At 66.9% G+C, this 16765-nt stretch carries 23 protein-coding genes; all 23 read left to right on the plus strand.

The features are described from left to right. Positions 1-31 precede the first annotated feature (31 nt). The 23 genes from BAMB_RS01710 (at position 32) to tatA (ending at position 16758) form a co-directional block, all read left to right on the plus strand. A complete protein-coding gene (locus BAMB_RS01710; RefSeq protein WP_011655795.1) occupies positions 32-853 on the plus strand; it encodes an ABC transporter ATP-binding protein in 822 nt (273 codons plus the stop codon). Next, positions 850-1617 carry a lipid asymmetry maintenance ABC transporter permease subunit MlaE gene (gene mlaE, locus BAMB_RS01715; protein WP_011655796.1) on the plus strand — a complete coding sequence of 256 codons (768 nt, stop codon included), beginning with the start codon at positions 850-852 and terminating at the stop codon, positions 1615-1617. Before BAMB_RS01710 ends, mlaE begins: the two co-directional genes overlap by 4 nt. Before the next feature lie 24 nt (positions 1618-1641). Continuing rightward, the gene (gene mlaD / locus BAMB_RS01720; RefSeq protein ID WP_041491074.1) at positions 1642-2211 is read left to right on the plus strand and encodes an outer membrane lipid asymmetry maintenance protein MlaD; all 570 of its coding nucleotides are present in this window, start codon (positions 1642-1644) and stop codon (positions 2209-2211) included. 31 nt (positions 2212-2242) lie between these two features. Beyond that, positions 2243-3208, plus strand: a complete 966-nt coding sequence (locus tag BAMB_RS01725) for an MlaA family lipoprotein (RefSeq protein ID WP_011655798.1) — start codon at positions 2243-2245, stop codon at positions 3206-3208. 110 nt (positions 3209-3318) lie between these two features. Further along, the gene (locus tag BAMB_RS01730) at positions 3319-3948 is read left to right on the plus strand and encodes an MlaC/ttg2D family ABC transporter substrate-binding protein (RefSeq protein WP_034176288.1); all 630 of its coding nucleotides are present in this window, start codon (positions 3319-3321) and stop codon (positions 3946-3948) included. Further along, positions 3945-4220, plus strand: coding sequence for an STAS domain-containing protein (locus BAMB_RS01735; protein WP_006751811.1), 276 nt, complete (start codon positions 3945-3947; stop codon positions 4218-4220). The genes BAMB_RS01730 and BAMB_RS01735 overlap by 4 nt, the downstream gene beginning before the upstream one ends. Before the next feature lie 192 nt (positions 4221-4412). Further along, the gene (locus tag BAMB_RS01740) at positions 4413-5339 is read left to right on the plus strand and encodes an ABC transporter ATP-binding protein (protein ID WP_011655800.1); all 927 of its coding nucleotides are present in this window, start codon (positions 4413-4415) and stop codon (positions 5337-5339) included. After that, a complete protein-coding gene (locus BAMB_RS01745; protein ID WP_011655801.1) occupies positions 5336-6181 on the plus strand; it encodes an ABC transporter permease in 846 nt (281 codons plus the stop codon). Before BAMB_RS01740 ends, BAMB_RS01745 begins: the two co-directional genes overlap by 4 nt. Positions 6182-6234: 53 nt before the next feature. Next, positions 6235-6474 carry a BolA family protein gene (locus tag BAMB_RS01750; protein ID WP_006477131.1) on the plus strand — a complete coding sequence of 80 codons (240 nt, stop codon included), beginning with the start codon at positions 6235-6237 and terminating at the stop codon, positions 6472-6474. Positions 6475-6487: 13 nt separating this feature from the next. Further along, positions 6488-7837: a UDP-N-acetylglucosamine 1-carboxyvinyltransferase gene (gene murA, locus BAMB_RS01755; protein WP_011655802.1), complete on the plus strand. Its 1350-nt coding sequence runs from the start codon at positions 6488-6490 to the stop codon at positions 7835-7837. Further along, positions 7834-8487 carry an ATP phosphoribosyltransferase gene (hisG, locus tag BAMB_RS01760; RefSeq protein WP_006751807.1) on the plus strand — a complete coding sequence of 218 codons (654 nt, stop codon included), beginning with the start codon at positions 7834-7836 and terminating at the stop codon, positions 8485-8487. The genes murA and hisG overlap by 4 nt, the downstream gene beginning before the upstream one ends. 24 nt (positions 8488-8511) lie before the next feature. Beyond that, positions 8512-9828, plus strand: coding sequence for a histidinol dehydrogenase (hisD, locus tag BAMB_RS01765; RefSeq protein WP_011655803.1), 1317 nt, complete (start codon positions 8512-8514; stop codon positions 9826-9828). Positions 9829-9949: 121 nt separating this feature from the next. After that, a complete protein-coding gene (hisC, locus tag BAMB_RS01770) occupies positions 9950-11023 on the plus strand; it encodes a histidinol-phosphate transaminase (protein WP_011655804.1) in 1074 nt (357 codons plus the stop codon). A gap of 65 nt (positions 11024-11088) precedes the next feature. Continuing rightward, positions 11089-11676: an imidazoleglycerol-phosphate dehydratase HisB gene (gene hisB, locus BAMB_RS01775; RefSeq protein ID WP_006751804.1), complete on the plus strand. Its 588-nt coding sequence runs from the start codon at positions 11089-11091 to the stop codon at positions 11674-11676. 62 nt (positions 11677-11738) lie between these two features. Next, the gene (locus BAMB_RS01780) at positions 11739-12359 is read left to right on the plus strand and encodes a YchE family NAAT transporter (RefSeq protein ID WP_006751803.1); all 621 of its coding nucleotides are present in this window, start codon (positions 11739-11741) and stop codon (positions 12357-12359) included. Next, entirely contained in the window at positions 12356-12997 is a 642-nt protein-coding gene (gene hisH, locus BAMB_RS01785; RefSeq protein ID WP_006757059.1) for an imidazole glycerol phosphate synthase subunit HisH, read from the plus strand. The genes BAMB_RS01780 and hisH overlap by 4 nt, the downstream gene beginning before the upstream one ends. A 163-nt stretch (positions 12998-13160) precedes the next feature. Beyond that, positions 13161-13916 (plus strand): 1-(5-phosphoribosyl)-5-[(5-phosphoribosylamino)methylideneamino]imidazole-4-carboxamide isomerase, encoded by a 756-nt coding sequence (gene hisA, locus BAMB_RS01790; RefSeq protein WP_006751801.1) that lies wholly within the window; start codon positions 13161-13163, stop codon positions 13914-13916. Positions 13917-14022: 106 nt separating this feature from the next. Then, on the plus strand, positions 14023-14796 hold the full coding sequence (gene hisF, locus BAMB_RS01795) for an imidazole glycerol phosphate synthase subunit HisF (RefSeq protein ID WP_006751800.1): 774 nt from the start codon (positions 14023-14025) through the stop codon (positions 14794-14796). Further along, complete coding sequence (gene hisI / locus BAMB_RS01800; RefSeq protein WP_006751799.1) at positions 14796-15212, plus strand: phosphoribosyl-AMP cyclohydrolase; 417 nt, start codon at positions 14796-14798, stop codon at positions 15210-15212. Before hisF ends, hisI begins: the two co-directional genes overlap by 1 nt. Further along, positions 15209-15574, plus strand: coding sequence for a phosphoribosyl-ATP diphosphatase (locus tag BAMB_RS01805; protein WP_006751798.1), 366 nt, complete (start codon positions 15209-15211; stop codon positions 15572-15574). Before hisI ends, BAMB_RS01805 begins: the two co-directional genes overlap by 4 nt. A 71-nt stretch (positions 15575-15645) precedes the next feature. Beyond that, entirely contained in the window at positions 15646-16038 is a 393-nt protein-coding gene (locus tag BAMB_RS01810) for a DUF4870 family protein (RefSeq protein ID WP_011655805.1), read from the plus strand. Between the two features lie 30 nt (positions 16039-16068). Continuing rightward, on the plus strand, positions 16069-16434 hold the full coding sequence (locus BAMB_RS01815) for a histidine triad nucleotide-binding protein (RefSeq protein WP_006757064.1): 366 nt from the start codon (positions 16069-16071) through the stop codon (positions 16432-16434). Between the two features lie 93 nt (positions 16435-16527). After that, on the plus strand, positions 16528-16758 hold the full coding sequence (gene tatA / locus BAMB_RS01820) for a Sec-independent protein translocase subunit TatA (protein WP_006751795.1): 231 nt from the start codon (positions 16528-16530) through the stop codon (positions 16756-16758). Positions 16759-16765 lie beyond the last annotated feature (7 nt).

The raw sequence follows: 16765 nt of genomic DNA on the forward strand, positions 1-16765 counted from the left end.
CGGCGTTCTGCGTTAAAGGACCGTCCGCTCCGTGAGCCCCACTCCTACCGAGACTCTGCTGGAACTTCGCGACGTCGACTTTGGCTATGGCGAGCGCCTCGTCCTGTCGAACCTGAACCTGCGCTTCGGGCGCGGCCAGGTCGTCGCTGTCATGGGCGGGTCGGGCTGCGGCAAGACGACCGTGCTGCGCCTGATCGGCGGCCTCGTGCGTGCAAGCCGCGGCCAGGTGCTGTTCGACGGCGCCGACGTCGGCGCGCAGACGCGCGACGGCCTGTACGCGCTGCGCCGCAAGATGGGCATGCTGTTCCAGTTCGGCGCGCTGTTCACCGACATGTCGGTGTTCGAGAACGTCGCGTTCGCGCTGCGCGAACACACCGACCTGCCCGAAGACCTGGTCCGCGACCTCGTGCTGATGAAGCTCAACGCGGTCGGGCTGCGCGGCGCGCGCGACCTGATGCCCTCCGAGGTGTCGGGCGGGATGGCGCGCCGTATCGCGCTCGCGCGCGCGATCGCGCTCGATCCGCAGCTCATCATGTACGACGAGCCGTTCGCGGGCCTCGATCCGATCTCGCTCGGCATCACCGCGAACCTGATCCGCACGCTGAACCAGGCGCTCGGCGCAACGTCGATCCTCGTCACGCACGATGTGCCGGAATCCTTCGCGATCGCCGATTACGTGTATTTTCTGGCCAACGGCGGCGTGCTCGCGCAGGGGACGCCCGCCGAGCTGCGCGCGTCCACCGAGCCGAGCGTGCGGCAGTTCATCGACGGCGCGCCGGACGGCCCGTTCAAATTTCATTACACGAGCCCGCCGCTGGCAGCGGATTTCGGGCTCGGCGGAGGGCGCGCATGATCAGCGCGATCGGACGTTACGTCATCGGCGGCCTCGAGCGCGCGGGCTACGGCACGCGGCTGTTCGTGCGCCTCGTGCTGGAATTCTTCCCGCTGCTGCGCCGGCCGCGGCTGGTCACGAAGCAGATCCACTTCCTCGGCAATTATTCGTTCGTGATCATTGCCGTGTCGGGCCTGTTCGTCGGCTTCGTGCTCGGCCTGCAGGGCTACTACACGCTGAACCGCTACGGGTCCGAGCAGGCGCTCGGCCTGCTGGTCGCGCTGTCGCTCGTGCGCGAGCTCGGCCCGGTCGTGACCGCGCTGCTGTTCGCGGGCCGCGCGGGCACGTCGCTCACGGCCGAGATCGGCCTGATGAAGGCCGGCGAGCAGCTCACCGCGCTCGAGATGATGGCCGTCGACCCGATCAAGACGGTGATCGCGCCGCGCCTGTGGGCCGGCATCATCGCGATGCCGCTGCTCGCCGCGATCTTCAACGCGGTCGGCGTGCTCGGCGGGTATTTCGTCGGCGTCGTGCTGATCGGCGTCGATCCGGGCGCGTTCTGGTCGCAGATGCAGGGCGGGGTCCAGGTGTGGGCCGACGTCGGCAACGGCGTGATCAAGAGCATCGTGTTCGGGTTCGCCGTGACCTTCATTGCACTGTTTCAAGGGTATGAAGCGAAGCCCACGCCCGAGGGCGTGTCGCGCGCGACGACCAAGACGGTCGTGTTCGCGTCGCTCGCCGTACTCGGCCTCGATTTCCTGCTGACCGCGCTGATGTTCAGCTAAGCCTCAGCCAAGCCAAATTTTGGGATGACGATGAAAAAGACTGCTCTCGACTTCTGGGTCGGCCTGTTCGTGGTGGTGGGCTTCCTTGCGGTGCTGTTCCTGGCGCTCAAGGTCGGCAACATGAGCTCGCTGTCCTTTCAGCCGACCTACTCGGTGCGGATGAAATTCGACAACATCGGCGGGCTGAAGCCGCGCGCGGCCGTGAAGAGCGCCGGCGTCGTGGTCGGCCGCGTGAAGGCGATCGGCTTCGACAGCAATACGTATCAGGCGCTCGTGACGATCGACGTCGACGGCCAATACCCGTTCCCGAAGGATTCGTCGGCGAAGATCCTGACGTCCGGCCTGCTCGGCGAGCAGTACATCGGCCTCGATCCGGGCGGTGACACCGAAATGCTGAAGTCGGGCGATACGATCACGATGACGCAGTCGGCGATCGTGCTCGAGAATCTGATCGGCCAGTTCCTGTACAGCAAGGCGGCCGACGCGGGCGGCGCGAAGCCGGCATCCGGCGCACCGGCAGCACCGGCAGCACCGGCCGCGCCCGCACCGGTCGCGGTGCCGGCGTCCGCGGTGGCCGGCTCGGCCGCCCAATAACCACACGAGAGAAAGACAAGAGGGAATGACCATGCAGACGATCCGCATCAGGCACGCCGCGCTCGCAGTGGCGGCAGTCGCCGCGTTGAGCGGTTGCGCGACCGTACAGACGCCGACCAAGGGCGATCCGCTCGAAGGTTTCAACCGGTCGATGTACAAGTTCAACGACACGGTCGACACGTATGCGCTGAAGCCGGTCGCGAAGGGCTACCAGTACGTGGTGCCGCAGCCGGTGCGCGACAGCGTGACGAACTTCTTCTCGAACATCGGCGACGTCTACATCGCGGCGAACAACATCGTGCAGCTGCGGATCGCGGACGGCGTCGGCGACATCATGCGCGTCGTGATCAACACGGTGTTCGGCGTCGGCGGCCTGTTCGACGTCGCGACGATCGCGAAACTGCCGAAGCACACGGCCGACTTCGGGATCACGATGGGCCGCTACGGCATGCCGTCGGGCCCGTACCTCGTGCTGCCGCTGCTCGGCCCGAGCACGCTGCGCGACACGGCCGGCCTCGGCGTCGACTACGTCGGCAACCCGCTCACCTACGTGAAGCCGGACGGCCTGAGCTGGGGCCTGTTCGGCGTGAACCTCGTCAACACGCGTGCGAACCTGCTCGGCGCGGGCGACGTGCTGGATGCCGCGGCGCTCGACAAGTATTCGTTCGTACGCAACGCGTACCTGCAGCGCCGCCAGATGCTGATCAGCAATGCGCGGGGCGAGGCCGCGGCGACGTCGAGCAACGACGCGCTGCCGAAGTACGAGCTGCCGGACGACGGCGCGGCACCGGCAGCAGCCGGCGCGGCCGGTACGGCGGGCGCGGCAGCGGTGGGTGGCGCGACGGCGCCGGCAGGCGCATCGGGCGCGGCGGTGCCCGCACCGGCGTCGGGTACGCCCGAAGCGCCGAACCCGGCCAGCGAAACGAACGTGCCGGCGATGCAGGTTGCGCCGCCGTCGCCGGGCGGGTTCCGCTTCCCGAGCATCCGGCTGCACTGACCCATTTACATTCGTTACAGCCGGAAACGATTCAGTCGGTAGCGTTCGCGAACTTGCGCGTAAGCTACCGGCTCCAACCTCCGCATCGACTCTTCATGCAGGTCACTATGATGAAAAAACTGTTCCTGATTCCCGTTTTCGCGGCGCTGTTCTCGTTCGGCAGCGCAGCTCACGCGCAAGTCGACCAGTCGAACCCGCAGGCGCTGATCAAGACGGCGACCCAGCAGGTGCTCGACGAGGTCAAGCAGCAGACGATCAAGCAGGGCGACACCAACCGCATCATCACCATCGTCAACAAGGACATCCTGCCGTACACGGATTTCCGTCGCACCACGCAGCTCGCGATGGGCCGCAACTGGCGCGCGGCGTCGGCCGAGCAGCAGCAGCAGGTTCAGGAGCAGTTCAAGCTGCTGCTGATCCGCACGTATTCGGGCGCGCTCGCGCAGCTGAAGCCGGATCAACAAATCCAGTACCCGCCGTTCCGCGCCGATCCGGCCGACACCGACGTCGTCGTGAAGACGGTCGCGCTGAACAACGGCCAGCCGGTCCAGATCGACTACCGCCTGTACAAGACGGCCAACGGCTGGAAGGTGTATGACCTGAACGTGCTCGGCGCGTGGCTGATCCAGACGTACCAGCAGCAGTTCAACGAGAAGATCCAGCAAAGCGGCGTGGACGGCCTGATCAAGTTCCTGACGCAGCGCAACCAGGAACTTGCCGCGGGCAAGCAAGCCTCGTGAGCGGCTTCGCGGCCGGCTCCTCGCTGACCGTCGCGAGCGCGAAGTCCGCGCTCGCGGACGGTCTCGCGCGCATCGACGCGGGCGCCACCGCCGTCGATTGCGCGGCGCTGACGCAGTTCGACTCGTCCGCGCTCGCCGTGCTGCTCGCATGGCAACGCGCCGCGAAAGCCCGCGGCGCGACCCTCGACATCCTCAATCTCCCCCCGAAGCTCGCCAGCCTCGCGAACGCCTACGGCGTCGACGCGCTCATCGAAGGCACCGGGCGACATTGACCCTGTCCGATCGAAGCCTGCCGCGCCAGCCGGCGCGCGCACGCTTCAGGCCGCGCGCCTTCAGCGCCGGCCCCTCCAGCCGGTTTGCCCTATAATCAAGCGTTTTGCGGGGCAGCCAATCGGCGTCCGGCCCCCATTTTCATCCGCAGCAAGCACAGAATAGGCGTCGCGGCCTTGGCGTCGCGCACAGTCATGTCAGCCATAGAAATCCGTCACGTCAAGAAGCGCTACAAATCGCTTCAGGCGCTCAAGGGCGTCAGCCTGTCGGTCGAGGAAGGCGAGTTTTTCGGTCTGCTCGGCCCGAACGGCGCAGGCAAGACCACGCTCATCAGTATCCTCGCCGGGCTCGCCCGGGCCGATGAAGGCAGTATCTCGGTACTCGGCCACGACGTCGTCAAGGACTTCCGCGGTGCGCGCCGCGCGCTCGGCGTCGTGCCGCAGGAGCTCGTGTTCGACCCGTTCTTCACCGTTCGCGAGACGCTGCGGATCCAGTCCGGCTATTTCGGGCTGCGCCGCAACGACGACTGGATCGACGAGGTGATGGCCAATCTCGACCTCACCGAGAAGGCCGACGCGAACATGCGCGCGCTCTCGGGCGGGATGAAGCGCCGCGTGCTGGTCGCGCAGGCGCTCGTGCATCGGCCGCCCGTGATCGTGCTCGACGAGCCGACCGCCGGCGTCGACGTCGAACTGCGCCAGACGCTGTGGAAATTCATCTCGCGGCTGAACCGCGAGGGCCACACGATCGTCCTGACCACCCATTACCTCGAGGAAGCCGAGTCGCTGTGCGACCGCATCGCGATGCTGCGTCGCGGTGAAGTCGTCGCGCTCGACCGCACCGACGCGCTGCTGCGCCGCTTCGCGGGACTGCAGCTGTACCTGCGGCTCGCGACGGGCGCGCTGCCTGCCGAGCTGCGAGCGCTGGAGACCGATCCGGCCGCACGCACGCCGGGCGAGCACCTGCTGCGTCTGACGAACTACGACGACGTCGAGCGCATCCTCGCGCAGTGTCGCGCGGCGGGCTGCACGTTCGACGAGATCGAGGTCCGCAAGGCCGACCTCGAAGATGTGTTCGTCCAGGTGATGAACGGGGCCGAGGTGATCGAGGGGCTGGCATGAATCAACAACCCACACGCGAACTGCGTTCGCCCGGGGAGGCGCGACCGCCCCGTTCCCTGCAAACGCCCGAGCCCGCCGTCGTGGCGGGCAGCGGGTTTCGCACGCTGTTCTACAAGGAACTGCTGCGGTTCTGGAAGGTGTCGTTCCAGACGGTGTGCGCGCCGATCGTGACGGCGCTGCTGTATCTGACGATCTTCGGCCATGCGCTGTCGGGCCGCGTCGAGGTGTATCCGGGCGTCGAGTACGTGAGCTTTCTCGTGCCCGGCCTCGTGATGATGAGCGTGCTGCAGAACGCGTTCGCGAACAGCTCGTCATCGCTGATCCAGTCGAAGATCACCGGCAACCTCGTGTTCATGCTGCTGCCGCCGCTGTCGTACCGCGACATCTTCGGCGCCTACGTGCTCGCGTCCGTCGTGCGCGGCCTCGCGGTCGGCGCGGGCGTGTTCGTCGTGACGATCTGGTTTGTCCCGATGCATTTCGCGGCGCCGTTGTTCATCATCGCATTCGCGCTGCTCGGCTCGGCGATCCTCGGCACGCTGGGGCTGATTGCCGGGATCTGGGCCGAGAAGTTCGACCAGCTCGCCGCGTTCCAGAACTTCCTGATCATGCCGCTGACGTTCCTGTCCGGCGTGTTCTATTCGACGCACTCGCTGCCGCCCGTGTGGCGCGAGATCTCGCGTCTCAACCCGTTTTTCTACATGATCGACGGCTTCCGTTACGGGTTCTTCGGCGCGTCCGACATCAACCCGCTCGCGAGCCTCGCGATCGTCACCGGTTTCTTCGTGCTGCTCGCGATCTTCGCGATGCGGCTGCTCGCGACCGGCTACAAACTGCGTCATTGATATCGACAGGCAGCGGCCGCCCCCGGGCGGCGCGCGCCGACAGGAGCCCCCTCATGTTGCCGACTCCCGAACAGGTCAAGCAATACATCGCCGGCGGTCTCGCCTGCACCCATCTGGAAGTCGAAGGCGACGGCCAGCATTTCTTCGCGACGATCGTGTCGGCGGCCTTCGAAGGCAAGCGGCCGATCCAGCGGCACCAGCTCGTCTATGCGGCGCTCGGCGATCGCATGAAACAGGAAATCCACGCGCTCAGCATGAAGACGCTGACGCCCGCCGAATGGCAGAACGCATAACCGGAACCACTGAGTGCAAGTCACCGTCAACGAGCGCGACGCCGTCCAGAGCGTCGCCACGGCACACCCGGCCGCCAACGGGGAATCGCAGGGACACGGGATGGACAAGCTGGTGGTCGAGGGCGGTCGCCGGCTTTCGGGCGAGATCGTCGTGTCGGGCGCGAAGAATGCCGCGCTGCCGATCCTGTGCGCGGGGCTGCTCAGCGCCGAGCCGGTCGAGCTCGACAACGTGCCGAACCTGAAGGACGTGCGCACCACGCTGAAGGTACTGAACCAGATGGGCGTGAAGAGCGAAACGGACGGCTGCCGCGTGCAGCTCGACGCGTCGCGCGTCGACAACCTCGTCGCGCCGTACGAGCTCGTCAAGACGATGCGCGCGTCGATTCTCGTGCTCGGGCCGCTGCTCGCGCGCTTCGGCGAGGCGAAGGTGTCGCTGCCGGGCGGCTGCGCGATCGGCGCGCGTCCGGTCGACCAGCACATCAAGGGCCTGCAGGCGATGGGCGCCGAGATCAGCATCGAGCACGGCTTCATCGAAGCGCGCGCGAAGCGCCTGAAGGGCGCGCGCATCGTGACCGACATGATCACGGTGACGGGGACGGAAAACCTGCTGATGGCCGCGACGCTGGCCGACGGCGAGACGGTGATCGAGAACGCGGCGCGCGAGCCGGAAGTGAGCGATCTCGCACACTTGCTGGTCGCGATGGGCGCGAAAATCTCGGGCATCGGCACCGATCGCCTGGTGATCCAGGGCGTCGAGCGGCTGCACGGCGCACGCCATTCGGTGATTCCCGACCGCATCGAGGCCGGCACGTTCCTGTGCGCGGTCGCGGCGGCCGGCGGCGACGTGCTGCTGACGGGCGTGCGCCCGCACATCCTCGACGCGGTGATCGACAAGCTGCGCGAGGCCGGCGTGTCGATCGAGGAAGGCGACAGCTGGCTGCGCGTGCGGATGGACCGCCGCCCGTCGGCGGTGACGATCCGCACGTCGGAATACCCGGCGTTCCCGACCGACATGCAGGCGCAGTTCATGGCCCTCAATTCGGTCGCGACGGGCACCGCGCAGATCGTCGAGACCATCTTCGAGAACCGCTTCATGCACGTGCAGGAGCTGAACCGGCTCGGCGCGAACATCACGATCGACGGCAACACCGCGCTCGTGACGGGCGTCGACAAGCTGTCCGGCGCGAACGTGATGGCGACCGACCTGCGCGCATCGGCGAGCCTCGTGATCGCCGGGCTGCGCGCCGAAGGCGAAACGCTCGTCGACCGCATCTATCACCTGGACCGCGGCTACGACCGCATGGAAACCAAACTGACCGCCGTCGGCGCGAACGTGCGCCGCCTCTCCGGGAGCCAAGCATGACCGCGCCGCTGACCCTCGCCCTGTCGAAGGGCCGGATTTTCGAGGAAACCCTGCCGCTGCTCGCCGCCGCCGGCGTGCAGGTGGCCGAGGATCCGGAAACGTCGCGCAAGCTGATCCTGCCGACGACCGATCCGAACCTGCGCGTGATCATCGTGCGTGCGAGCGACGTGCCGACCTATGTCGAATACGGCGCGGCCGATTTCGGCGTGGCCGGCAAGGACGTGCTGGTCGAGCACGGCGGATCGGGCCTGTACCAGCCGATCGATCTGAACATTGCGCGCTGCCGGATGTCGGTGGCGGTGCCGGCCGGCTTCGACTACGCGAACGCGGTGCGCCAGGGCGCGCGCCTGCGGGTCGCGACCAAGTACGTCGAAACGGCACGCGAACACTTCGCCGCGAAGGGCGTGCACGTCGACCTGATCAAGCTGTACGGCTCGATGGAGCTGGCGCCGCTGGTCGGGCTGGCCGACGCGATCGTCGACCTCGTCAGCTCGGGCGGCACGCTGAAGGCGAACAATCTGGTCGAGGTCGAGGAGATCATGGCGATCTCGTCGCGCCTCGTCGTGAACCAGGCTGCGCTGAAGTTGAAGCGCGCGGCGCTCAAGCCGATTCTCGACGCGTTCGAACGCGCGTCGCAGAATGGCAATTGAGCGCATCACCGTAACGGAACTCCCATGGCCATCACCATCCGCAAACTCGATTCGACGAGCGACGGCTTCGGCGCCGCGCTGCGCGCGCTGCTCGCGTTCGAGGCAAGCGAGGACGAAGCGATCGAGCAATCGGTCGCGCAGATCCTCGCCGACGTGAAGTCGCGCGGCGACGCCGCGGTGCTCGAGTACACGAACCGTTTCGACCGGCTGGACGCGAGCAGCGTCGCCGCGCTCGAACTGCCGCAGGACGCGCTGCAGACGGCGCTCGACGGCCTCGCGCCGAAGGCGCGCGCGGCGCTGGAAGCGGCCGCCGCCCGCGTGCGTGCGTACCACGAGAAGCAGAAGATCGAGTGCGGCACGCATAGCTGGCAGTACACGGAAAGCGACGGCACGGTGCTCGGCCAGAAGGTCACGCCGCTCGACCGCGTCGGCCTGTACGTGCCGGGCGGCAAGGCCGCGTATCCGTCGTCGGTGCTGATGAACGCGATTCCCGCGCGGGTCGCGGGCGTCGGCGAGATCGTGATGGTCGTGCCGACCCCGGACGGCGTGAAGAACGACCTCGTGCTCGCCGCGGCGCTGCTCGGCGGCGTCGATCGCGTGTTCACGATCGGCGGCGCGCAGGCGGTCGGCGCGCTCGCGTACGGCACGGCCACGGTGCCGGCGGTCGACAAGATCTGCGGGCCGGGCAATGCGTACGTCGCATCCGCGAAGCGCCGCGTGTTCGGCACGGTCGGCATCGACATGATCGCCGGCCCGTCGGAAATCCTCGTGCTGTGCGACGGCACGACCGATCCGAGCTGGGTCGCGATGGACCTGTTCTCGCAGGCCGAACACGACGAGCTCGCGCAGTCGATCCTGCTGTGCCCGGACGCCGCGTTCCTCGAGCGCGTCGAGAAGGCGATCGACGAGCTGCTGCCGACGATGCCGCGCCGCGAGGTGATCCGTGCGTCGCTCGAAGGCCGCGGCGCGCTGATCAAGGTGCGCGACATGGCCGAAGCGTGCCGGATCGCGAACGACATCGCGCCCGAGCACCTCGAGATTTCCGCGCTGGAGCCGCAGCAATGGGGCCAGCAGATCCGCCACGCCGGCGCGATCTTCCTCGGCCGCTACACGAGCGAAAGCCTCGGTGACTACTGCGCGGGCCCGAACCACGTGCTGCCGACGTCGCGCACCGCGCGCTTCTCGTCGCCGCTCGGCGTGTACGACTTCATCAAGCGCTCGAGCCTGATCGAAGTCAGCGCCGAAGGGGCGCAGACGCTCGGCGAAATCGCCTCCGAGCTCGCGTACGGCGAAGGGCTGCAGGCGCACGCGCGCAGCGCCGAGCTGCGGATGAAGGGGTGACACGCGCCGCGGCCGGTGCCGACGCATCGGCCGCGGTCGACGAGGAGACCCTGCGCACGGCGGCAGCCGCCACCGTGCCGAGACCATTTGACGCCGGCGCGAAGCACGCCGGCTTGAGACCATGACGACGCCCCAAGACATCATCCGCCGCGACGTGCTCGCGATGACGAGCTACCCGGTGCCCGACGCGAGCGGCTTCGTGAAGCTCGACGCGATGGAGAACCCGTATTCGCTGCCCGCGCCGCTGGCGGCCGCGCTCGGCGAGCGCCTCGCGCAGGTCGCGCTGAACCGCTACCCGGCGCCGCGCCCGGGCGCGCTGCTCGACAAGCTGCGCCGCGCGATGGGCGTGCCGGCCGCGTGCGACGTGCTGCTCGGCAACGGCTCGGACGAAATCATCAGCATGATGTCGGTGGCATGCGCGAAGCCGGGCGCGAAGGTGCTCGCGCCGGTGCCGGGCTTTGTGATGTACGAGCTGTCCGCGAAGTTCGCGCAGCTCGAATTCGTCGGCGTGCCGCTCAAGGCAGACCTGACGCTCGACGCCGACGCGATGATCGCGGCGATCGCCGAGCACCGGCCCGCGCTCGTCTATCTCGCGTACCCGAACAATCCGACCGGCACGCTGTACGACGAAGCCGACGTCGAGCGGATCATCGCGGCCGCGCAACACAGCCTGATCGTGATCGACGAGGCGTATCAACCGTTCGCGGAGCGCTCGTGGCTGCCGCGCGCCGCCGAGTTCGACAACGTCGTCGTGATGCGCACGGTGTCGAAGCTCGGCCTGGCCGGCATCCGCCTCGGCTATCTCGCGGGGCTGCCCACCTGGCTGACCGAGTTCGACAAGGTGCGCCCGCCGTACAACATCAACGTGCTGACCCAGGCGAGCGCCGATTTCCTGCTCGACCACCTCGACGTGCTCGATGCGCAGGCGGCCGAACTGCGTGCGGAACGCACGCGCCTCGCGCAGGCCGTGGCCGCGCTGCCGGGCGCGACGGTGTTCCCGAGCGCCGGCAATTTCCTGCTGGTGCGCGTGCCGGACGCGGCGGCGGTGTTCGATGCGCTGCTCACCGAGCGGGTGCTGATCAAAAACGTGAGTAAAATGCATCCGTTGCTGGCCGAATGCGTGCGACTGACCGTCGGTTCTCCCGACGAAAACGCGCGCCTGCTGGCTGCCTTGAAACTCGCGCTGCCCGGTTGAGCCCAGGGCGCGGCGGCGCGCGACGATCAATCCCCATTTACATCAGACTCAATCAAGGAATTGCCATGCGTGTGGCGGAAGTCGTTCGCAATACCAGCGAAACGCAGATCCGTGTGAAGCTCGATCTCGACGGTACGGGCCGGCAGAAGCTGGCCACCGGCGTGCCGTTTCTCGACCATATGCTCGATCAGATCGCGCGCCATGGTCTGATCGATCTCGAGGTCGAAGCGCATGGCGATACGCATATCGACGACCACCACACGGTCGAGGACGTCGGTATCACGCTCGGCCAGGCCGTCGCGAAGGCAATCGGCGACAAGAAGGGCATTCGCCGCTACGGCCATTCGTACGTGCCGCTCGACGAGGCGCTGTCGCGCGTCGTGATCGACTTCTCGGGCCGGCCGGGTCTCGAATTCCACGTGCCGTTCACGCGAGCGCGGATCGGTACGTTCGACGTCGACCTGTCGATCGAATTCTTCCGCGGGTTCGTGAACCACGCGGGCGTCACGCTGCATATCGACAACCTGCGCGGGATCAACGCGCACCATCAACTCGAAACGGTGTTCAAGGCCTTCGGCCGGGCGCTGCGTGCGGCGGTGGAGCTCGACGAGCGCGCGGCGGGGCAGATTCCGTCGACGAAGGGCAGCCTCTAACCTTCCGGACGGGCGCACGCCCAGGACAACCTCACGGCTTCGGCGCGGCGCGCCGGCTTGCGATGGATCTGCTCAAATCGTTCATTTCGCTGCTGGCGCTGATCAACCCGGTCGGCGCCGTGCCGTTCTTCCTGAGCCTGACCGCGCAGCAAACGGACGGCGAGCGGCGCCGCACGATCCGGATCGCGTCGGTGTCGGTGTTCTGCGTGATGACGGTGACGACGCTGCTCGGGCAGCAGATCATCGACTTCTTCGGCATTTCGGTCGGCTCGCTCGAAGTGGGCGGCGGGATCATCATGCTGCTGATGGCGATCAACATGCTGAACGCGCAGATCGGCAACACGCGATCGACGCCGGAGGAGCGCTACGAGGCCGAGTCGAAGGACAACATCGCGGTCGTGCCGCTGGCGATTCCGCTGCTCACGGGCCCCGGCTCGATCAGCACGGTGATCATCTATGCGGCGAACTCGCATCACTGGTATGAGCGGGCCGGGCTGGTCGCGATCGGCGCGGCCCTGGCTTTTCTGTGTTTCGTCGCGATGCGGCTCGCCGAGCCGATCGCGAACTGGATCGGCCGCACCGGCATCAACATCGCCACGCGGCTGATGGGTCTGATGCTGTCGGCGCTGGCGGTGGAATTCATCGTCAACGGACTGAGGGCGCTACTGCCTGCACTGAGATGAAAACTTCGATTGCGATTGTGGATTATGGAATGGGCAACCTGCGCTCGGTCGCGCAGGCGCTCAAGAAGGCCGAACCGGCCGCCGACGTGGCGATCGTCGACACGCCGGCCGCGATTCGCGCGGCCGACCGCGTCGTGCTGCCCGGCCAGGGCGCGATGCCGGACTGCATGCGCTGCCTCGGCGAATCGGGGCTGCAGGACGCGGTGATCGAGGCCTCGCGCACGAAGCCGCTGCTCGGCGTGTGCGTCGGCGAGCAGATGCTGTTCGACTGGAGCGCGGAAGGCGACACGAAGGGCCTGGGCCTGTTGCCCGGCAAGGTCGTGCGCTTCGAGCTCGACGGCCGGCTGCAGGACGACGGCTCGCGCTTCAAGGTGCCGCAGATGGGCTGGAACCGCGTGCGCCAGTCGCAGCCGCACCCGCTGTGGGACGGCGTGCCCGACGACGCATACTTTTACTTCGTACACAGCTATTACGTGAGGCCGGACAACCCGGCACATACGGTCGGCGAAACGGCATACGGCGCGCCGTTTACGTCCGCGGTCGCGCGGGACAATCTCTTCGCGACCCAATTCCACCCCGAGAAAAGCGCGGAAGTCGGGTTGCGTCTGTATCGCAACTTCGTACACTGGAAGCCGTGAGCGTCGCGTGCGTGCTACAGTCGGCGGGCCGGAACGGCCTGTCGCACGATGCGCGCACACGAAAGCGCCGAAAGAGTTGTACTAAACTAGCGAGGCGGCGCGGTACCGGATCGACCGGTGCGCGCCCGATTCTTTTCTTCTTCCACGACGACACCCGATTGCTATGCTGCTGATTCCGGCCATCGATCTCAAAGACGGTCAGTGTGTGCGCCTCAAACAGGGCGATATGGACCAGGCCACGATTTTCTCCGAGGACCCGGCGGCGATGGCCCGCAAGTGGGTCGATCTCGGCGCCCGGCGGCTGCATCTGGTCGACCTGAACGGCGCATTCGCCGGCAAGCCGAAGAACCTCGATGCGATCGAAGCGATCCTCGACGAAGTCGGCGACGAAATCCCCGTACAGCTCGGCGGCGGCATCCGCAGCCTCGAGACGGTCGAGAAGTATCTCGACGCCGGCCTGTCCTACGTGATCATCGGCACGGCGGCCGTGAAGGACCCGGGCTTCCTGCGGGATGCGTGCACCGCGTTCGCGGGCAACATCATCGTCGGCCTCGATGCGAAGGACGGCAAGGTCGCGACCGACGGCTGGAGCAAGCTGACGGGCCACGAAGTGATCGATCTCGCGCTGAAGTTCGAGGACTACGGCGTCGAATCGATCGTCTACACCGACATCGGCCGCGACGGGATGCTGCAGGGCATCAATATCGAGGCGACCGTGAAGCTCGCTCAGGCGGTCGGCATTCCGGTGATCGCCAGCGGCGGCCTGTCGAACCTCGCGGACATCGACAGCCTGTGCGAAGTGGAAGAGCACGGCGTCGAAGGCGTGATCTGCGGCCGTGCGATCTACTCCGGCGATCTCGATTTCGCGGCCGCGCAAAAGCGCGCGGACGAACTGAACGGCGAACTCGACAACGCGTAAGCGCGGTTGTCCCGTTCGCCGGGGCTGCCTGCTGGCGGCCCCGACCGGAAGCCTCGCGCGAGGCTTCCGTAACCGGCCGTCCCATCGCGGCCTTTGGCGCAACATCATGGCTCTAGCTAAACGCATCATCCCCTGCCTGGACGTGACCGCCGGGCGCGTCGTCAAGGGCGTCAATTTCGTCGAGCTGCGCGATGCCGGCGACCCCGTCGAAATCGCCCGCCGCTATGACGACCAGGGCGCCGACGAACTGACGTTCCTCGACATCACCGCGACCTCCGACCAGCGCGACCTGATCCTGCCGATCATCGAAGCCGTCGCGTCGCAGGTGTTCATTCCGCTGACCGTCGGCGGCGGCGTGCGCGCCGTCGAGGACGTGCGGCGCCTGCTGAACGCGGGCGCGGACAAGGTCAGCATGAATTCGTCGGCGGTCGCGAATCCGCAGCTCGTACGCGACGCGGCCGACAAGTACGGCTCGCAGTGCATCGTCGTCGCGATCGACGCGAAGCGCGTGTCGGCCGACGGCGAGACGCCGCGCTGGGAAGTGTTCACGCACGGCGGCCGCAAGAACACGGGCCTCGACGCGATCGAATGGGCGCGCAAGATGGCCGAGCTCGGCGCGGGCGAGATTCTGCTCACGAGCATGGATCGCGACGGCACGAAGTCGGGCTTCGACCTCGCGCTCACGCGCGGCGTGTCGGACGCGGTGCCGGTGCCGGTGATCGCGTCGGGCGGCGTCGGCTCGCTGCAGCACCTGGCCGACGGCATCAAGGACGGCCGCGCTGACGCGGTGCTGGCCGCCAGCATCTTCCACTACGGCGAGCACACGGTCGGCGAGGCGAAGCGCTTCATGTCCGATCAGGGCATTCCGGTGAGGCTGTGATGAATACGGAAACGAAAGCGCTGCCCGCGTGGCTCGACAAGGTCCGCTGGGACGACAACGGCCTCGTGCCGGTGATCGCGCAGGAAGCATCGACGAACGACGTGCTGATGTTCGCGTGGATGAATCGCGAAGCGCTCGCGAAGACGATCGAAACGCAGCGCGCGGTTTATTATTCGCGTTCGCGCAAGCGCCTGTGGTTCAAGGGCGAAGAGTCGGGCCACGTGCAGCACGTGCACGAGGTGCGGCTCGACTGCGACGAGGACGTCGTGCTGCTGAAGGTCGAGCAGGTGTCGGGCATCGCATGCCACACCGGCCGGCATTCGTGCTTCTTCCAGAAATTCGAAGGCACGGTGGACGGCGGCGACTGGGTCGCGGTCGATCCGGTGCTGAAAGACCCCGAACACATCTACAAATGACGCAATCGACCGAAGACACGCTGCTGCGCCTCGCGGCCGTGATCGATAGCCGCAAGGGCGGCGACCCCGATCAATCGTACGTATCGCGCCTGTTTCACAAGGGCGACGACGCGGTGCTGAAGAAGATCGGCGAAGAGGCGACCGAAGTCGTGCTGGCCGCGAAGGACGTGCGCCAGGGCGGCGCGCCGACGGCGCTGGTCGGCGAAGTGGCCGATCTGTGGTTCCACTGCCTCGTGATGCTGTCGCATTTCGACCTGAGCCCGGCCGACGTGATCGGCGAGCTCGAGCGCCGCGAAGGGTTGTCGGGCATCGAGGAAAAGGCGCTGCGCAAGCGCCGCGAGCGCGAAGAAAACGGCGGGTGACGGCTCACGGCCTGCCGCGCCGGCAACAGTGCGGTAAGCTGTAAGAATTGTCATCTGACGGGGGTAGCATCATGACCGATACGCCGAGCGAGTTTCCGACGCCGTCGCTGCCGGGCGCAGCGGACGCCGAGCGGTTGAAGGGCTTGCGCACGCTGACGCACGTGCTGTACGGCCTCTACGCGATTCATTGGCTGACGGGCGGCGTGACCGGCATCATCGCGATCATCATCAACTACGTGAAGCGCGACGACGTGGCCGGCACGCAGTACGCCGACCATTTCGAGTGGCAGATCCGCACGTTCTGGCGCGCGCTGATCGCCTACGTGATCGGCTTCGCGCTGATGTTCGTGGTGGTGGGATTCGTGATCATGTTTGTCACGTGGATCTGGACGCTGTACCGTATCATCAAGGGTTGGCTGTACCTGAACGACAACAAGACGCTCGATCCGCAGGCCTGGTTCTGACCCGCGCGCGGGGCGTTTCGCAGGAGCAACATGAGTCACGATCCGAATTGCCTGTTCTGCAAGATCGCGGCGGGCGAGATCCCGAGCGAGAAGGTGCACGAGGACGACGAATTCGTCGCGTTTCGCGACATCCGCCCGGCGGCCGAGACGCACGTGCTGGTGATTCCGCGCCGGCACCTGCCGACGCTGTCGGCGGCGAGCGAAGCCGATGCGCCGATGCTCGGCCGGCTGATGCTGCTCGTCGCGCGTCTGGCCGACCAGCTCGGGGTGGCCTACACGGGCGGCGAAACCGGTTTTCGCACGGTGATCAACACGGGCCCCGGCGGCGGGCAGGAGGTCTACCACCTGCACGCGCATATCCTGGCCGGTCCGCGCCCGTGGCTGCGGATGGGTTGACGTAGCGGGGCGTTTCCCCGCATCGATAGTCGAAGCCGGCGTGCCGCCGGCGATTTGCGCCGCCACGCGGCATGGTTGAGGAGAGGTTTCATCATGGGTGGATTGAGCATTTGGCACTGGCTGATCGTGCTGCTGATCGTCGCGCTGGTTTTCGGTACGAAGAAGCTGCGCAACATCGGCAACGACCTCGGCAGCGCCGTGAAGGGCTTCAAGGACGGCATGAAGGAAGGCGAGACGCCGGCGGATGCACAGCAGCTGCCGCGCACGGGCACGGTCGACGTCAACGCGAAGGAAACGACGCGTTCCGACTCGAACAAGGCGTAACGCCGGC

It is taken from the genome of Burkholderia ambifaria AMMD, from assembly GCF_000203915.1.
GTDB classification, from domain to species: domain Bacteria; phylum Pseudomonadota; class Gammaproteobacteria; order Burkholderiales; family Burkholderiaceae; genus Burkholderia; species Burkholderia ambifaria.

What these genes read in the sequence shown, in the direction of transcription:
- mlaE (WP_011655796.1), top strand. Translation starts at nt 850, where the DNA reads ATGATCAGCGCGATCGGACGTTACGTCATCGGCGGCCTCGAGCGCGCG.
- mlaD (WP_041491074.1), top strand. Translation starts at nt 1,642, where the DNA reads ATGACGATGAAAAAGACTGCTCTCGACTTCTGGGTCGGCCTGTTCGTG.
- BAMB_RS01725 (WP_011655798.1), top strand. Translation starts at nt 2,243, where the DNA reads ATGCAGACGATCCGCATCAGGCACGCCGCGCTCGCAGTGGCGGCAGTC.
- BAMB_RS01730 (WP_034176288.1), top strand. Translation starts at nt 3,319, where the DNA reads ATGAAAAAACTGTTCCTGATTCCCGTTTTCGCGGCGCTGTTCTCGTTC.
- BAMB_RS01740 (WP_011655800.1), top strand. Translation starts at nt 4,413, where the DNA reads ATGTCAGCCATAGAAATCCGTCACGTCAAGAAGCGCTACAAATCGCTT.
- BAMB_RS01745 (WP_011655801.1), top strand. Translation starts at nt 5,336, where the DNA reads ATGAATCAACAACCCACACGCGAACTGCGTTCGCCCGGGGAGGCGCGA.
- BAMB_RS01750 (WP_006477131.1), top strand. Translation starts at nt 6,235, where the DNA reads ATGTTGCCGACTCCCGAACAGGTCAAGCAATACATCGCCGGCGGTCTC.
- hisG (WP_006751807.1), top strand. Translation starts at nt 7,834, where the DNA reads ATGACCGCGCCGCTGACCCTCGCCCTGTCGAAGGGCCGGATTTTCGAG.
- hisD (WP_011655803.1), top strand. Translation starts at nt 8,512, where the DNA reads ATGGCCATCACCATCCGCAAACTCGATTCGACGAGCGACGGCTTCGGC.
- hisC (WP_011655804.1), top strand. Translation starts at nt 9,950, where the DNA reads ATGACGACGCCCCAAGACATCATCCGCCGCGACGTGCTCGCGATGACG.
- hisB (WP_006751804.1), top strand. Translation starts at nt 11,089, where the DNA reads ATGCGTGTGGCGGAAGTCGTTCGCAATACCAGCGAAACGCAGATCCGT.
- BAMB_RS01780 (WP_006751803.1), top strand. Translation starts at nt 11,739, where the DNA reads ATGGATCTGCTCAAATCGTTCATTTCGCTGCTGGCGCTGATCAACCCG.
- hisH (WP_006757059.1), top strand. Translation starts at nt 12,356, where the DNA reads ATGAAAACTTCGATTGCGATTGTGGATTATGGAATGGGCAACCTGCGC.
- hisA (WP_006751801.1), top strand. Translation starts at nt 13,161, where the DNA reads ATGCTGCTGATTCCGGCCATCGATCTCAAAGACGGTCAGTGTGTGCGC.
- hisF (WP_006751800.1), top strand. Translation starts at nt 14,023, where the DNA reads ATGGCTCTAGCTAAACGCATCATCCCCTGCCTGGACGTGACCGCCGGG.
- hisI (WP_006751799.1), top strand. Translation starts at nt 14,796, where the DNA reads ATGAATACGGAAACGAAAGCGCTGCCCGCGTGGCTCGACAAGGTCCGC.
- BAMB_RS01805 (WP_006751798.1), top strand. Translation starts at nt 15,209, where the DNA reads ATGACGCAATCGACCGAAGACACGCTGCTGCGCCTCGCGGCCGTGATC.
- BAMB_RS01810 (WP_011655805.1), top strand. Translation starts at nt 15,646, where the DNA reads ATGACCGATACGCCGAGCGAGTTTCCGACGCCGTCGCTGCCGGGCGCA.
- BAMB_RS01815 (WP_006757064.1), top strand. Translation starts at nt 16,069, where the DNA reads ATGAGTCACGATCCGAATTGCCTGTTCTGCAAGATCGCGGCGGGCGAG.
- tatA (WP_006751795.1), top strand. Translation starts at nt 16,528, where the DNA reads ATGGGTGGATTGAGCATTTGGCACTGGCTGATCGTGCTGCTGATCGTC.